Annotated in this window: 14 protein-coding genes; 7 read left to right on the top strand and 7 right to left on the bottom strand. The window is 72.0% G+C overall.

The annotated features are described in order from the left end of the window. Positions 1-17 precede the first annotated feature (17 nt). The 4 genes from MHY49_RS00175 to MHY49_RS00160 form a co-directional block, all read right to left on the bottom strand. Positions 18-683, bottom strand: a complete 666-nt coding sequence (locus MHY49_RS00175; protein WP_239201471.1) for a DUF6320 domain-containing protein — start codon at positions 681-683, stop codon at positions 18-20. Then, positions 680-1,417, bottom strand: coding sequence for a hypothetical protein (locus tag MHY49_RS00170; protein WP_239201468.1), 738 nt, complete (start codon positions 1,415-1,417; stop codon positions 680-682). Before MHY49_RS00170 ends, MHY49_RS00175 begins: the two co-directional genes overlap by 4 nt. A 657-nt stretch (positions 1,418-2,074) precedes the next feature. Further along, positions 2,075-3,010: an alpha/beta hydrolase gene (locus tag MHY49_RS00165; protein ID WP_239201464.1), complete on the bottom strand. Its 936-nt coding sequence runs from the start codon at positions 3,008-3,010 to the stop codon at positions 2,075-2,077. Positions 3,011-3,129: 119 nt separating this feature from the next. After that, positions 3,130-4,293 carry a YeiH family protein gene (locus MHY49_RS00160; RefSeq protein ID WP_239201461.1) on the bottom strand — a complete coding sequence of 388 codons (1,164 nt, stop codon included), beginning with the start codon at positions 4,291-4,293 and terminating at the stop codon, positions 3,130-3,132. A 71-nt stretch (positions 4,294-4,364) separates the two neighbouring features. On the opposite strand from MHY49_RS00160, the gene MHY49_RS00155 reads away from it, so the two are divergent. Beyond that, positions 4,365-5,282 carry a LysR family transcriptional regulator gene (locus MHY49_RS00155; RefSeq protein WP_239201458.1) on the top strand — a complete coding sequence of 306 codons (918 nt, stop codon included), beginning with the start codon at positions 4,365-4,367 and terminating at the stop codon, positions 5,280-5,282. A 236-nt stretch (positions 5,283-5,518) separates the two neighbouring features. Here the strand turns inward: MHY49_RS00155 and MHY49_RS00150 are convergent, their stop codons facing one another. Then, positions 5,519-7,135, bottom strand: coding sequence for an HNH endonuclease signature motif containing protein (locus MHY49_RS00150; protein WP_239201456.1), 1,617 nt, complete (start codon positions 7,133-7,135; stop codon positions 5,519-5,521). Between the two features lie 236 nt (positions 7,136-7,371). Here MHY49_RS00150 and MHY49_RS00145 point away from each other — a divergent pair, with 236 nt between their 5' ends. The 3 genes from MHY49_RS00145 (at position 7,372) to MHY49_RS00135 (ending at position 8,811) form a co-directional block, all read left to right on the top strand. Beyond that, positions 7,372-7,776, top strand: a complete 405-nt coding sequence (locus MHY49_RS00145; protein ID WP_239201454.1) for a hypothetical protein — start codon at positions 7,372-7,374, stop codon at positions 7,774-7,776. A 64-nt stretch (positions 7,777-7,840) separates the two neighbouring features. Next, positions 7,841-8,359: a hypothetical protein gene (locus MHY49_RS00140; RefSeq protein WP_239201452.1), complete on the top strand. Its 519-nt coding sequence runs from the start codon at positions 7,841-7,843 to the stop codon at positions 8,357-8,359. Positions 8,360-8,370: 11 nt separating this feature from the next. Further along, positions 8,371-8,811 carry a hypothetical protein gene (locus tag MHY49_RS00135; RefSeq protein WP_239201449.1) on the top strand — a complete coding sequence of 147 codons (441 nt, stop codon included), beginning with the start codon at positions 8,371-8,373 and terminating at the stop codon, positions 8,809-8,811. Here MHY49_RS00135 and MHY49_RS00130 read toward each other — a convergent pair. Continuing rightward, the gene (locus tag MHY49_RS00130) at positions 8,756-9,394 is read right to left on the bottom strand and encodes a GNAT family N-acetyltransferase (RefSeq protein WP_239201446.1); all 639 of its coding nucleotides are present in this window, start codon (positions 9,392-9,394) and stop codon (positions 8,756-8,758) included. The two genes, MHY49_RS00135 and MHY49_RS00130, sit on opposite strands and share 56 nt — an antisense overlap. Before the next feature lie 89 nt (positions 9,395-9,483). Here MHY49_RS00130 and ligA point away from each other — a divergent pair, with 89 nt between their 5' ends. Genes ligA through MHY49_RS00115 form a run of 3 tightly spaced genes read left to right on the top strand, consistent with a single transcriptional unit; the run spans position 9,484 to position 13,797 of the window. Next, positions 9,484-11,988, top strand: a complete 2,505-nt coding sequence (gene ligA, locus MHY49_RS00125) for an NAD-dependent DNA ligase LigA (protein ID WP_255719115.1) — start codon at positions 9,484-9,486, stop codon at positions 11,986-11,988. A gap of 4 nt (positions 11,989-11,992) precedes the next feature. Continuing rightward, on the top strand, positions 11,993-12,883 hold the full coding sequence (locus MHY49_RS00120; protein ID WP_239201443.1) for a chromosome condensation regulator: 891 nt from the start codon (positions 11,993-11,995) through the stop codon (positions 12,881-12,883). Next, entirely contained in the window at positions 12,865-13,797 is a 933-nt protein-coding gene (locus tag MHY49_RS00115; protein WP_239201440.1) for a dihydrodipicolinate synthase family protein, read from the top strand. Before MHY49_RS00120 ends, MHY49_RS00115 begins: the two co-directional genes overlap by 19 nt. Here the strand turns inward: MHY49_RS00115 and MHY49_RS00110 are convergent. Continuing rightward, the gene (locus tag MHY49_RS00110; RefSeq protein ID WP_239201437.1) at positions 13,763-14,314 is read right to left on the bottom strand and encodes a GNAT family N-acetyltransferase; all 552 of its coding nucleotides are present in this window, start codon (positions 14,312-14,314) and stop codon (positions 13,763-13,765) included. The two genes, MHY49_RS00115 and MHY49_RS00110, sit on opposite strands and share 35 nt — an antisense overlap. Positions 14,315-14,330 lie beyond the last annotated feature (16 nt).

Here is a 14,330-nt window from a genome sequence, read left to right as displayed (position 1 = left end):
CCGTCCCGAGGAACCGCTCAGACGTGGAGCTTCTTCGCGAGCTCGTCGCGGACGTCCGCCGCGCGCTCGAGCTGCAGCAGCGCGAGCGAGAGCAGCGCGAGCACCACGCAGATCGCCGACGGCACGGGCGTGGTCACCCAGCCCAGCAGCAGGAAGAGGATCGGCACGATCCCCAGCAGCACGGTGAGCGCGCTGTAGAGGGCGTGCTCGCCGACCTCGAGGCGCATGACGTGCTCGAGGATCACCAGCGCGATGATCGCGCATCCGCACATGATCGGCACCGCGAAGGTCAGCGACCAGCGGTGCCAGCCGGTCAGATAGTCCCAGTACGTGCACACGAGCGCTGCCAGGACCAGCAGCGTCAGGGTGGACCGGGCGAGGTCGCGTCGGCCGCGCAGGGCCATCAGCGCGACCAGCCACATGGTGCACACACCGAGCCACACCGAGCGGACCGCCCCGAACTCGGCCGGCCGATGCCCCAGCCACAGCTGGACGACGAACGAGATCGCGACCAGCACGAGCGAGATCACCGTGAGGATCCGCAGCAGGCGACGGCGCGAGAAGCGCAGGGGCACGCTCGGCAGCGGATCGGGGGAGGGATGGCCCACCAGGTGCGATCCGCACAGCGGGCAGCGCGGCCAGTCGCCCTCGATCCGCACCGCGCACTCGGTGCACCGCCTCATGGCGCGACCTCCGCGAGCTCGGCCTCGGTGACCCGGGCGGCCGTCACGGACACGTCGATCCCGCGCGCGCTGAGCGAGCGGGCGAAGGCGCGCACGTGCCCGGTCTGCGTGAACGGCGAGGTGAAGGTGACGGTCATGTGCTCGCCGTGGGAGATCGCGCAGAACTGCGGGCGCGCGGCCGAGACCTGGAAGAGCACCCGGCCCACGTGCGAGGCCGCCGGCTCCGGCAGGCGCAGCCGCCCCAGGTTCGAGACCGCGAGGCTCAGGTGCCGGTTCGAGGCGGCGTTCAGCCAGCCCAGGATGAGGTCCTTGAGGGGACGCGGCACGATCCGCAGCAGCGGGGAGCGCTCCACGCGGATGAACCGCGCGACCTTCGGCGCGAGCGCCGCGGCCGACGCCTGCGGGCGGAACTCGGCCTCCAGGGCGCGGGCGACCGCCTCGGGGGAGTCGGTGGCGTCTGGGTCGTCTGAGCCTACTGAGCCATCACTGCCGTCGCTGCCGTCGCTGTCGTCGGGGGAGAAGGTGTGCTCGACGCGGATGGTCGCGAAGAAGTTGCGGGCGCTCGTGGAAGGGAAGAACTGCCGCAGGTTCACTGGCACCGAGGCGCTCAGCGTGCGGGACCTGCCCAGGCCGCCCGAGGACTCGCGCACCGCGTCCATGAACAGCGCCGTGAGATACATGGTCGGGCTCGCTCCGGCGGCCTTCGCGAGGGCGAGCAGCTGGGCGGTCGGCATCGTCAGCTCGACGGCGCGGGTGCGGTCGTCCGGCGTGCGGGTGCCGCGGACGCGGTGGATGCGGGTGCGTCGGGCAGGCCCGGCGGGGACGGCGTCGGAAGTAGTGGGCGAAGCTGTCCGTCTCCAGCGCATGGGAAGACGGGGAATCGCCCGCCGCGGCCGTAGCCGGCGCGCGCGGCTGCTCCGCGTCGCCCGTCGTCCCCGGCGCGCCCGTCGTCCCTGGCGCGCCCGCCGCATCCGCGGGGTAGCGCCGCCGCGCGTACTCGACGAGCAGGTCGGTGAGGAACCACATCGCCCCGGTCCCGTCGGAGAGCGCGTGGAAGACCTCCAGGGAGATCCGCCGGCGATGGTGGATCACCCGGAACAGCAGGGTGCGCCTGCCGTCCTGGTAGATCGGCGCGCAGCTGGGGCGGCGCTCGGGCTCGACCACGGGGCGCAGGTCGCTGTCCTGCAGGTAGTACCAGAACACGCCGCGGCGCAGCACCGCGCGGTAGAGGGGATAGCGCGCGAAGACCGCGTCGAGGGCCTCCTGGAGCACGCCCGGATCCACCTCGGCATCCATCTCGGCGCTCAGCCGGAACACCTTGGTGTCCGACTCGGTGCGCGCAGCGAGGAAGATGTTGGAGGCGTTGTCGAGCCGCACCCAGGTCCGGCGGCTCATGTGGGAGAGGTCCGCTCGAGGAACGCGTCGATGTGCTGGTAAGCCTCGCGCAGCGGGCGTGCGAAGCGGGGCAGGGTGATGAAGCCGTGCAGGGCGCCGTCGACCCTGTGCACCTCCGCGTGGCTCCCCGCCTCCGCGAGAGCGGCGCCGAAGGCCTCGCCCTCGTCGCACAGCAGATCCAGCTCGGCCGTGATCAGCAGCGTCTCGGGCTGGGCGCTCAGATCCGTCGCCATCAGCGGCGCGACCAGCGGGTCCTGCCGACGCTCCCGATCCGGGACGTAGAGCTCCATGTAGTCCTGGACCTCGGTGTCGGTGAGACGGTACTCGCTGCCGTGCCGACGCACCGAGGCGAACGGCGATGTCTCGGGGTCGTGGTCCCAGTGCGTCACCGGGTACAGCAGGATCTGGCGCGAGGGCACGGGCCCTCCCTCGTCCCTCAGCATCAGCGAGAGCACGGCGGCGAGGTTCCCGCCCGCCGAATCGCCCACCAGCACGATGCGTCGCGGGTCGCTGATGCCCGCGCGCTGCGGATCCTCGAGCAGCAGCCGCGCGACGCGCGCACAGTCCTCGAGCCCCGCCGGGAAGGGATGCTCCGGCGCGAGGCGGTAGTCGACCGACGCGACGACGCAGCCGGTGAGGTCCGCCATCGTCGCGCACGCCGGGGTGTAGCTCTCGATGTCGCCCGTGACCCAGCCGCCGCCGTGGAAGAACAGCAGCACGTCCTCGCGCCGACGCTCCTTGGGCGAGAACACGCGCACGGGGATCTGGTGCTCTCCGTCGGCGGACATGATCTGCCGATCCAGCGACCGGAACCGGGGGATCGGCCGCGCGGCCAGCTGTCGCTGCAGCCGGCGCACCTTCGCATAGTCCTGGCGCATGTCGATGCGCGGCGCGGCGAACAGACGCAGCACCGCCCGCAGCAGCGGGTTCACGGGCGCGTGCCCTCGCGGCGAGTCGGATCCTCCATGGAGTCAGGGTATGCGGGATGGCTGGGCGGGATCGCCAAGCAGGACGACCGAGCGGGAGGGCCGGACCGTCCGGGGCAGGCGGATCAGGCGGCCAGGAGCGCCCCGCCGAGGCCGACGGCCGCGACCACGAGCGTGACCAGCGCGGCCTGCACCACGGGTCGTCCCCCGACCTGCTTGAGCAGCCGCACACGCACCCCGGTGCCGAGCGCGAACATCGCCGCTGCCAGGCACAGCGCCTGCACGGGCTTCGAGATGTCGACAACCGCCTCGGGCAGCAGACCGGTCGAACGGATGCACACCGCGACGATGAAGGCGAGCACGAAGAAGGGGACCAGAGGCGGGCGCTTGGCGGCGGGCGAAGAGGCGCCGGCGGGGGAGTCGGCAGACGTCCGGTCGGTCTCCGCCTGTCGACGCTCCACGGCGGTGAGGATCGCGATCACCGGAGCGAGCATCAGCACCCGGCCCAGCTTCACCAGCACGGCGATGCCGAGCGCCCCGCCGCCCAGGATGCTGCCGGCGGCGACGACCTGCGCGACCTCGTGGATCGACGCCCCGGCCCAGGTCCCGGATGCGTCCGTGCCCAGGCCCAGGGCGCGGGCCGCGAGCGGCAGCAGCGGGATCATCAGCGTCCCGAACACGACGACGAGTGCGACGGCCGTGGCGATCTGCGTCTCCAGGCGCTCGGTCGCCTCCTCGGCGTTCTCGCCCTCGCGACGCCGCGGCGTGATCGCCCCGCCGGCCGCCGCCACGGCGGCGGCGCCGCAGATCGAGAACCCGCAGGCGATGAGCAGCGCCTGCGTGGGCGGGAGGTGCAGAGCCCGGCCGATGAGCAGGCCGCTCGCCATCCCGATGCCGACGATCGCCACGATCACCACGATGGTCAGCGGTCCGAGGGCGATCACGTCGCCGATCGCGAGCTGCAGGCCGAGCAGTACGATCCCGATCCTCAGCACGGGCTTCGCGGCCAGGTCCAGTCCTGGCTTCAGCGCCGGCGGCAGCAGTCCCAGGTTCGCCGCGAGCGCGCCGACGAGGATCGCCGCGAGCGCCGGGGACGCCACGGGGACGAGCATGCCCAGGCCGTAGGCGAGACCGGCGACGGCGAACGACAGCAGCAGCCCGGGCAGGATGCGGAGGAGCGGGGAACCCGGGGTGGGGTCGGACGGTGTCGTCGGGCCGGTCGACGGCGCGGGCGTCGTCGCCGTCGCGGTCGAGGTGCGCGGGGAAACATCTGGGCGGGGTTCGGGCATGGGATCCAGCCTCACGGCTGAGGGCGATCCCCGGTAGTGGCCGATCTGATCGGGCGCATATCATCGGGGATATGCCGTTGCATGATGCGTCGAGGCCCGACCTGGCCTCCCTCGAACTGCTGGTCGCCGTGGTCGACCTGGGCAGCGTCTCCGCCGCGGCCTCGGCCCTGGGCCTCGCCCAGCCCAACGCCTCGCGACAGCTCTCCCGTCTCGAGCGACGCCTGGGCGCTCGCCTCGTGGATCGGGGCGCGCGGGGCTCCGAGCCGACGGCCGCAGGCCGGGTCGCGGTGGAGCACGCCCGCCGCGTGCTCGACGCGGCCGACGGGATGGTCGAGCAGGTGCGCTCGGCCGCGGGCGCCGGACGGATCCGCATCCTCGCCTCGCAGACGATCGCCGAGCACCTGATGCCCACGTTCCTCGCCGCCCTCGCCGCGGACCAGCCGGGTGTGCCGGTCTCCTTCGAGGTCGAGAACACGGCCGGGGTGATCGCCGCGCTCCGGCGCGGCCGCGGGGATCTCGGGTTCGTGGAGGGCCTCGAGGTGCCGCACGAGCTCACCACGCTCGAGGTCGCGCGGGACCGGCTGGTCGCCGTGGTCGCTCCGAGGCATCCGTGGGCGCTGGATCGGGACGTGCTCGAGCACGGGATCGACGCGGACCTGCTCGCGCGCACACCGCTGGTGGTGCGCGAGGAGGGTTCGGGGACGCGAGACGTGCTCACCCGGGCGCTCGCGCCGCGAGAGGTCGCGGCGCCCGCGCTCGAGCTGCACTCGAACGCCGCGGTGCGCACCGCCGTGGCGGGCGGCGCGGGCTGCGCCCTGCTGAGCCGGCTGGTGGTCGCGGGGGATCTGCGCGAGGGGCGTCTCGTAGAGGTGCCGGTGCGGGGCGTCGCGTTGGAGCGCTCGCTGCGAGCCGTGTGGTCGGGCGTGAGGCCGGGGCGGCTCGAGGGCGCGCTCCAGGCACTGATCGCCGACGGGGCTGAGCGCGAGTGACGCGCGTCGAGCGTGGACGGCATAAGACGTGCGTGCGATTCGTGCACCGAGCGTGTGAGGTGCAGGCCGAGGACACACGTGCCTCGGGCACGACTCGTACCCGGCGCGCATGCCTTCGCCGACGAATCAGCGGGTGCAGCGCGACCGGGTGCGGTCGGTGAGATGCCGGTGGTGCGGTGACCGGGTGATGGGGCGCAGCCGGTCGGATGAGGGGCTGTGCCTCGGGTGCCGTCGGATCAGAACGGTGGAGGCGGCGAGGGGGCCCGTGGTTCCGCGGGCGGTGGGTCCGCCGGCGGCAGAGAGCCGAACCCGGTGGGCGGGTCAGCACCTGGCGGGTGATCGGTGAGCGACGGGAGCCCGTCACGCGCCCGCCGATGCTTGGCGCGGGCGTCGCACAGCTGATCCCAGGCCTCTTCGAGATCGGCGACGGTCTCGGCCGTGGCCATGTCCGCGTTGTCCTCGAGGAAGACGCGGAACCTGTCCGCCACGTCCCAGAGCGTGCCTCGTCGGCCGCTGGGGGAGTCCTCGGGCCCGATGCGCACGGGGTCGATGAGTCCCTCGGTCTTCATCGCGTGGTGCTGCCAGCACAGCATGTGCAGGTTGTCGACCGAGGTCGCGCCGCCGCTCGCGGGGTCCTCGTGGTCGTACTCGACGATGTGGTCGGCCTCGGTGGCCGTGGTCGCCGGGCGCGTGCATCCGGGCAGGCCGCACGTGGTCATGCGATCGCACAGGTGCTCGAGCATGGCCTGCGTGGGGCGGTAGCGGTCTGCGGGCAGCGGAAGGAACTCGCCGCTGCTGGGATCGGTGAGGATCCGCACCCAGTCCTCCTGGGCGGCGGCGATGTCACGGGCCATGTCCGCCGGGATGGGGATGCGCCCGTCGAGGATGCCGGGGGCGTTGTCCTGGCCGAGCATCGTCATCATCGGCACCAGCACGCCGAGCCGGAAGCGCTCCGCAGGCACGTGCACACCTTGGGTGTCGGGTGTGGTGAGGGTGGTGAGGAGATAGCGGATGTGACCGAGGGAGAGGGGCATGCCGGTGGAGAGGACCTCGCCCTCGGGATCCCATGGGATCGGAGAACCGTCCTCGAGGGCGTGGCGCTGTGCCTGCTGGACCGCGCGGGCGCTCGCGTCCAGGCGGCGAGCGAAGGAGACGACTTCGTGCGCCGGTCCCTGGACTTCGATGCGGGCGATCCCCGGGGTGTCGTCCGGGAGGAGTTCGACGCGCCGTCGGTTCTCGGGCGCGAGATGCGGTGGCAGCTCGCGCCGGGAGAGCAGCCGGGCGATCACCGAGCTCAGGCTGCGCGTGAACTGCTCGGGCGCGATGCCGGCGTCCCAGAAGCGCACGGTGAGGTCGACGACCGCCATCTCGTCGTCCGTGAGGCCGCTGGTGCGGGAGAGGAGTTCGCTGAACCAGGACGCCGGGAAGGCGCCCGTCTCGAGGAGGGCAAGCACGTGGGGGAGGAGATCGACGGCGCGGTGGGCATCGCGGATGCGGCGCTGCGCCGCATCGATGGTGCAGCGCAGAGCGGTCGCGACCGCGAGGTCGGCGACGCGGACCCTGTCGCGATCCGCATCCGGGAGATGGCGGCCCTCCCATGCCGGTGCGAGGAGGAGCAGGGAGCGCGCCAGCTCGCGAGCTTCGTGGACGCCCTGGTCCCACGTCGTGTGCACCAGTTCGTCGACCTCGAGGGTGGGGCTGACCTGGACGTGGCGGGAGGCGTTCTCCCGGTTCACCGGGGTCCTGGTCCGTGCCGAGAGGAGCGGCTCGAGCACGACGGCGTCGCCCCGGGACTCGGACCCGAAGAAATCGGCGCCGCCTAGAATCCCCTGGTGAGTGCCAGGGTGTGTCATGGTCATCATGCTCACCCCCTCGTGGTCATGAGTGCTGTGGCCACCCTCTCTCGGGACCCACGATCGAACGGTCGTTCGATGGCTCGAGTCTAGTCGGACATCGCATCGAAAACCAGTACGAATCAGACACTGTGGAGAACTCTGCGGCGACGGGGTGGTGGGGGCGCGGGAATGTCGGGCCGCGGTGATGCAGATGGACGAGGCCCTCGGGCGGTGTCCGGTTACGCTTCGGAACCGTGCGCACCGCTCTCCTCGCCGTCCTCTTCGCAGTCGCCGCTCTGGCGTTCGGGATGGGAGCCATCGTGGCGTTCACGACGAACGATGAGAACGGCAGGGCCGATCCCGTCGAGGTCCATGCCACGGTGACGGCGTCGAGCCGCGGCGGCAGGGGGAGTGCCGCGTCCGCACAGTTCCGAACGGATGAGGGCGTCGAGGGCACCATCAGCGGTTCAGCCGATGTCGGCGAGCACATCACCGTCTATCGGTACGGGTCCGGGGAGTACGGATGGAAGGCCCGCCCCGGCGCGGAGCCCCTGTGGTTCGCGGTCGGTGCGGGCGTGCTGTCGCTGTCCATGGTCGTCATCGGTGCCGATCAGGTCCGCAGGAGCATGCGGAGGTCGAGGCGGCACCGGAGTCGCTGACGTCGTCGGTCCCGCCGCCGAGCGGGCCATGTGCGCCGGCGCCGCATCCGCTACGCTCCGATCCGTGCGCACCGCCTTCCTCATCGTCACCTTCACGGTGTGCGTGGCGATGTTCGGCCTGATCGGCCTCATGGCCCTGTCCGAACAGGCCGAGGACGATGCCGTCCCCGTCGTCGAGGTCCATGGAACCGTCACGGGCACGACCTCGCGTCCTGCCCCCGGCCGCGGGGGCGGATCGATCCCCATCGCGCGCTTCCGCACGGATGACGGCGAGAGCGGCGCCGTCGAGGGGAGGACGTCGACCGTCGGGGAGCGGATCACCGTCTACCGCTACGGCTCCGGCGACTACGAGTGGAAGTCGACGCAGTCGTGGTTCATCCGCTGGATCTCCGTGCCGATGTTCGCGTTGGCAGCGGTGGTGGCGGTGGCGGGCGCGACCCAGGTGCGCGGGAGCATCGGAGCGTCCCGCGCGCGCCGGCGGCGCCGCAGCGCGCCGCATCTCAGGGCCGCAGCCGCCGAGGAGGAGAGCTCGAGCCCCCGGCGGCGGGATTCTCGGCGCGGCCGGCACCGAGCGGCCCGCTAGGCTTCGAGCTCGTGCGCACCGCCCTCTCGATCCTCACCCTGTGCGTCGCCGGGGGATTCCTCGTGCTTGTCGCCGTGCTCGCGATGCAGCAGCAGTCGACCGATCGCGCGACGCCGACGGCCACGTTGCACGTGGAGGTCACCGCGGTCCATCCCGGGAACGGAGGACGGTTCGGACACGACCCGCAGGTCTCGTTCCTCGATCCGGACGGCCGGGAGCAGACCATCCCGGCGAAGGGGCCGGCGAAGAAGGCCCAGGTCGGCGAGGAGATCACCGTCTACCGCTCCGGCTCGGGCTTCTACCGGAGCACCGAGAAGGATTCGGCCTCGGGTCGCTGGCTGCCCTGGAGCGTGCTGGCGCTGACCGCGGGCGTCATCGGCGTCGGCGGGTACGGGATCAGGAAGAAGGCGAGGGCGGATCGCGCCGCACGGCGCGCAGATCCCGGAGCATGAGCACTCGTCGGCCGAGCCGCACGAGCCCCGCCTCGCGCTCGGCCGCGACGAGACCCCTCTGCAACGCGGTGTCGAGCGCACCGCCTGGCGCGTCGTCCTCGCTCACTCTGAACCCGCAGCGCACATAGAAGGGTGCGTTCCAGGGCACCTCGGCATACGTGCGCAGCGAGATGCGAGCATGCCCGCGCGCAGCGGCCCACGCGCACGCGGCCTCGACGAGGGAGCGGCCTATGCCTCGCCGTCCATGAGCGGGGAGCACGGCCAGCTGCTCGAGATGCGCCTCCGGCGGGTCCTCGTCCGAAGGGCGCTTCTCGACTTCGCGCACGTGCGCGAAGCCGACAACACTCTCGGTCGACGCCTCGCCGTGTCGCGTTCCGTCGGCCCGTGCCGTACCGTCGTCGACCACCGCGACCAGCACGATCCCCGGCTCCGCCGCCCGTGACGCGCCGCTCTGCGTGGAGTCCGGCCCGAAGGGCGCGGGCCCGAAGACGTCGGCGAAGAGCGCATCGCCCTCCGCCTCGATCGCCTCGAGCGAGTCGAGATCCTCGGCCGTGGCTTCGCGGAGCCTCACCAGGTCGTCCATGGCCGCACCATAGGAGCCCGTGCCCCGACGCGCCACGCCCTTTCCCGAGATGTCGATGAGTCGGCTCCGGACTTCGGACCGTCGGACCCATGGGGGAGAATGGACGGGTGAGTGGACACGACACCCCCGCAGATCCGACCTCGACCCCGGAGGACTCGACCGAGCGCGTCGAGGATCCCCGCGCCGCGCAGGAGCGCATCGCGGAGCTGACAGCGCAGATCGAGCAGGCGATCGAGGACTACTACGTCCACGACGCGCCCACGATGGCCGATGCGCAGTACGACGAGCTCGAGCGGGAGCTCAAGGAGCTCGAGGCGAAGAACCCGCAGCTCGCGAAGGCGGACTCGCCCACGCAGACCGTGCACGGCGACGTCGCGGCGGGCTTCGCGCCCGTCGAGCACCTCGAGCGGATGCTGAGCCTGGACAACGCGTTCAGCCTCGAGGAGGTCGACGCCTGGGCGGTCCGCGCCGGCGAGGGTCTGGGATCGGGCGCCGACGTCCAGTACCTGAGCGAGCTGAAGATCGACGGGCTCGCGATCGACCTGATCTACGAGGACGGTGTGCTGACCCGCGGCGTCACCCGCGGCGACGGCCGCGTCGGGGAGGACGTCACGGCGAACGTCCGCACGATCGACAACGTGCCCGATCGTCTGGACACCGACGATCCGCCCGCGGTGCTCGAGGTCAGGGGAGAGGTCTTCTACCCGACGGCCGCGTTCGAGGAGCTCAACGAGCAGCGGCGCGAGGCGGGGCTGCCGGAGTTCGCGAACCCGAGGAACACGGCGGCGGGCTCGCTGCGCCAGAAGGACCCGAGCGTGACGGCCTCGCGCGATCTCGCCGTCTACGTGCACGGGATCGGCGTGCACGAGGGCGTCACCCTCGCCTCGCAGTCCGAGGTGTACGAGCAGCTGAAGGCGTGGGGCCTGCCGACCTCCCCGCACTGGCGGGTGCTGGACGCGCTCGCCGACGTCCACGAGTTCATCGAGCACCACGGCGAGCACCGCCACGACGTCGAGCATGAGATCGACGGGATCGTGCTGAAGATCGACTCCTTCGCGCAGCAGCGCAGGCTGGGGTCGACCTCGCGCGCGCCGCGATGGGCCATCGCCTTCAAGTACCCGCCGGAGGAGGTCACCACGAAGCTCCTGGACATCCAGGTCAACGTGGGGCGGACCGGGCGCGTGACGCCCTTCGGCGTCATGGAGCCGGTGAAGGTCGCCGGGTCGACCGTGCAGATGGCGACGCTGCACAACCAGTTCGAGGTCGAGCGCAAGGGCGTGCTCATCGGCGACACCGTGGTGCTGCGCAAGGCCGGAGACGTGATCCCCGAGATCCTGGGGCCGGTCGAGGCGCTGCGCGACGGCAGCGAGCGCGCATTCGAGATGCCGAAGGAGTGTCCCGCCTGCGGCACGCCCATCGGCCCGATGAAGGAGGGCGACAAGGACTGGCGCTGCCCGAACACGAAGTCGTGCCCCAGCCAGGTCACGGGCCGCATCGAGCACGCCGCGTCGCGCGGCGCCTTCGACATCGAGTCCCTCGGGGAGGAGAGCGCGATCGCGCTCACGGACCCGGACAAGCGGCGGGCCGAGGCGCTCGCCGCCCTGCGCGGCGGCCACGTGGTCTACCTGCCGATCCGCTCGGCCGAGGACGCCGAGCTCGAGAACTTCGTCGTGCTCAAGAACGGGCAGGAGGTGCAGGGGGCCGACGGCGTGCCGCTGCTGCGGATCACACGCGAGGACGACCCTCTGCTGCCGGCGCTGCAGACGCCCGTGGTGACGACGGGGACGAACCTCTTCGACCTCACCGCCGAGGACCTGCGCGAGGTGTTCGTGTGGCAGCCCGAGCGGCGCGACGGGGAGGTGACGGGGGACTGGCGCGTGCAGCCGACGTTCTGGTCGCGGCCCACGTTCCGCCACTACAAGCGCGAGAACGCGTGGAAGCAGCAGAAGCCCTCGACCGTCCTGAAGAACACGGAGCTGCTGGCCGACGAGCTCGAGAAGGCCAGGTCCCAGCCGCTGTGGCGGGTGCTCGTCGCCCTCTCCGTCCGACACGTGGGGCCGACGGCCGCGCGCTCCCTGGCGACCGCCTACGGGTCCATGGACGCGATCCGCGAGGCCGACCTGGCGCAGCTCACCGAGACCGACGGCGTGGGCGGCATCATCGCCGAGAGCGTCCACGAGTGGTTCGACGTGGACTGGCACCGCGAGCTCGTCGAGGCGTGGGCGGCCTCCGGTGTGCGCATGGCCGACGACGTCGAGGAGGGCTTCGTGAAGACCCTCGAGGGGCTCACGGTCGTGGTCACCGGCGGCCTCGAGGACTTCACGCGCGACGGCGCCAAGGAGGCGATCATCTCCCGCGGCGGCAAGGCCTCCGGTTCGGTCTCCAAGAAGACGGACTTCGTGGTGGTGGGCGAGAACGCCGGATCCAAGGAGGACAAGGCCCGCGACCTCGGCCTCACCATCCTCGACGAGGCGGGGTTCAAGGACCTGCTGGAGAACGGTCCGGCGGACGACGGCTCGTCCGACGAGGAAGGGTCCGACGGCGCGGACGCCGAGGACTCCTCCGACGCCTCCGCAGCAGACCAGAAGGGGTGACCCCGTGACCGCGCCCCCGCGCGCGGCGCGCCGCGTCCTGGCCGCGGGGCCCCGGCACTCCCTCGGGCTCCGGGCCGACGGGACCGTGGTCACCGCCGGTCGGGACCCGTCGGGCGCCGAGCGCGTGCAGGACTGGACGGGCATCGTCTCGGTCGCGGTGGGGAGCGTCCACGTCGCCGCGAACACCGGCCGCGCGCACTCCGTCGCGCTCCGGTCGGACGGCACCGTCGCGGCGGTCGGATGGAACGCCCATGGCCAGTGCGAGGTCTCGGACTGGGGCGCCGTCTCGGCGATCGCCGCGGGCTGGCGCAGGACCGTGGGCGTGCGGGAGGACGGCACGGTGCTCGCCGTCGGACGCCGGGACGAGGGCGCGTGCGACGTGGGCGCATGGCGCGGCATCGTCGATGCCGCCTGCGGGGACTGGCACACGGTGGGCGTCAGGGTCGACGGCACCGCGCGGGCGACGGGCAACGATGTCAGGGGCCAGTGCGCCGTGGGCGGCTGGCACGACCTCGTCGCTGTCGACGCCGGCCACCTGCACACCGTGGGCCTGACCTCGACCGGCCACGTGCTCGTCGCTGGCGACACGGGCGATGGTCGGCACGCCGTCAGCGGGTGGACGGACATCGTCGCGATCTCCTCCGGCAGTCACCACGTCCTCGGACTGCGGGCCGACGGTCAGGTGCTGGTCACCGGGGACGGAACGCCGGGCCGGGCGGAGATCGAGACATGGGACGACGTCATCGCCCTCGCCGCCGGCCCGCAGCACTCCCTGGCGCTGCGCGCGGACGGCAGCGTGCTCGCGGCGGGGGATGATGCGTGGGGACAGATGGATGTGGGCCGCTGGCGACTGGCGCGACCTGGAGAGGGGACGACGTGGGCGACGACTGGCTGACCGGGGTGAGTGCCTTCCCCCTGACACCGCTGCGGGACGGTCGGGTCGATGAGGCGGCGTTGGCCGGCCTCGTGCACCGGCTCGTCGGGGCGGGCGTCGAGTCGATCGGCGTTCTCGGCTCCACGGGCGCGTACACGTACCTGACCAGGGAGCAGCGACGTCAGGTCGCGCGGATCGCCGCAGCGGAGAGCGACGGCGTCCCGGTGCTCGTGGGTGTGGGGCACTGCGCGAGCAGCGAGGTCGCGGCGCTCGCACAGGATGCGCAGCAGGCCGGGGCTCGTGGCGTCCTGCTCGCGCCCGTGGCCTATCAGCCCCTCACCGATGACGAGATCGTCGCGCTGTACGAAGACGCCGTGCGCGAGCTCTCGGTGCCGCTGGTCGTGTACGACAACCCGGCGACCACCCACGTCGAGCTCTCGCTCGAGACCTATGCGCGCGTGGCCTCGCTGCCCAGGGTGGCTGCGGTGAAGATCCCTCCGGTTCCGCTGGATGCGGCTGCTGCGCGGGCGCACCTGCAGCGGATCCGGGAGGCGGTGCCCGCGAACGTTCGGATCGGCGTGTCCGGGGACGGAGCGGGAGCCATCGGGCTGCTGGCGGGCTGCGACCTCTGGTTCTCCGCTCTCGCGGGAACACTGCCCGAGCACGTGCTCGCGATCGGTCGGGCGGCTCAGTCCGGCGACGCCGCGTTGGCGACCGCACTCTCGGACCGTCTGCAGGGACTCTGGGATCTCTTCGCCCGCTGCGGCGGAAGCATTCGCGTGGTCGCGGAGATCGCCGCTCAGCTCGGGCTGGTGCAGCGTCCGGTGCTCCCGCGTCCTCTGCTGCCTCTGGATCCTGTGTTGCAAGGTGACGTGGCGGAGGTGCTTGCCGGGCTAGGGGTCAGTCGGCCGGGAGGTCGGGCCGGGTCAGGCTGAACAGGAGACTGTCGCGGCGATGCCCCTTGAACGGGACGTGCGAGCGGAGCCTGCCCTCGAAGTGGAAGCCACTACGTTCGGCCACCCGCCGGGATGCGTCATTGTCCGGGCCGCACGTGATCTCCAGCCGCTCGAGACCGAGGTCACCGAGCGCCCACCTCGCGACCAGACGGACCGCCCGTGTGGATGTTCCCCGCCCTCGCGCGGTGGGTGTGAGCCAGTAGCCGATGCTGGCGACGGAGGTGGTGTGATCGATGCCGTTCACCGTGACCTCGCCCAGAGCGGTGCTCTCCGCGGCATCCGTGACCGAGAAGGCGATGCCGACCCCCTCTTCACGCAGAACTTCTTGGGTACGGATACGGTCCACGATGGCGTCATGGGTCAGCGGGTGCCAGTCGGAGAATCGGAGGAACTCCGGATCAGCGAAGGCGGCCGCGTGTGCACCCGCATCGCGTGCGTTCTCGGCGCGCAATCGGATCACGCCATCGGAGAGCGCGGGGCGTGGGATCGGGGTCATTCCCACATTTCACCAT

The organism is Brachybacterium sp. ACRRE, assembly GCF_022346485.1.
Lineage (GTDB): Bacteria > Actinomycetota > Actinomycetes > Actinomycetales > Dermabacteraceae > Brachybacterium > Brachybacterium halotolerans.
This window is presented reverse-complemented; position numbering and strand designations above follow the sequence as displayed.

Bases quoted from the DNA above. Each gene is read 5' to 3' on its own strand.
- MHY49_RS00175 (WP_239201471.1), bottom strand. From the start codon at position 683: ATGAGGCGGTGCACCGAGTGCGCGGTGCGGATCGAGGGCGACTGGCCG.
- MHY49_RS00170 (WP_239201468.1), bottom strand. From the start codon at position 1,417: ATGCCGACCGCCCAGCTGCTCGCCCTCGCGAAGGCCGCCGGAGCGAGC.
- MHY49_RS00160 (WP_239201461.1), bottom strand. From the start codon at position 4,293: ATGCCCGAACCCCGCCCAGATGTTTCCCCGCGCACCTCGACCGCGACG.
- MHY49_RS00155 (WP_239201458.1), top strand. From the start codon at position 4,365: ATGCCGTTGCATGATGCGTCGAGGCCCGACCTGGCCTCCCTCGAACTG.
- MHY49_RS00150 (WP_239201456.1), bottom strand. From the start codon at position 7,135: ATGACACACCCTGGCACTCACCAGGGGATTCTAGGCGGCGCCGATTTC.
- MHY49_RS00130 (WP_239201446.1), bottom strand. From the start codon at position 9,394: ATGGACGACCTGGTGAGGCTCCGCGAAGCCACGGCCGAGGATCTCGAC.
- ligA (WP_255719115.1), top strand. From the start codon at position 9,484: ATGGGGGAGAATGGACGGGTGAGTGGACACGACACCCCCGCAGATCCG.
- MHY49_RS00110 (WP_239201437.1), bottom strand. From the start codon at position 14,314: ATGACCCCGATCCCACGCCCCGCGCTCTCCGATGGCGTGATCCGATTG.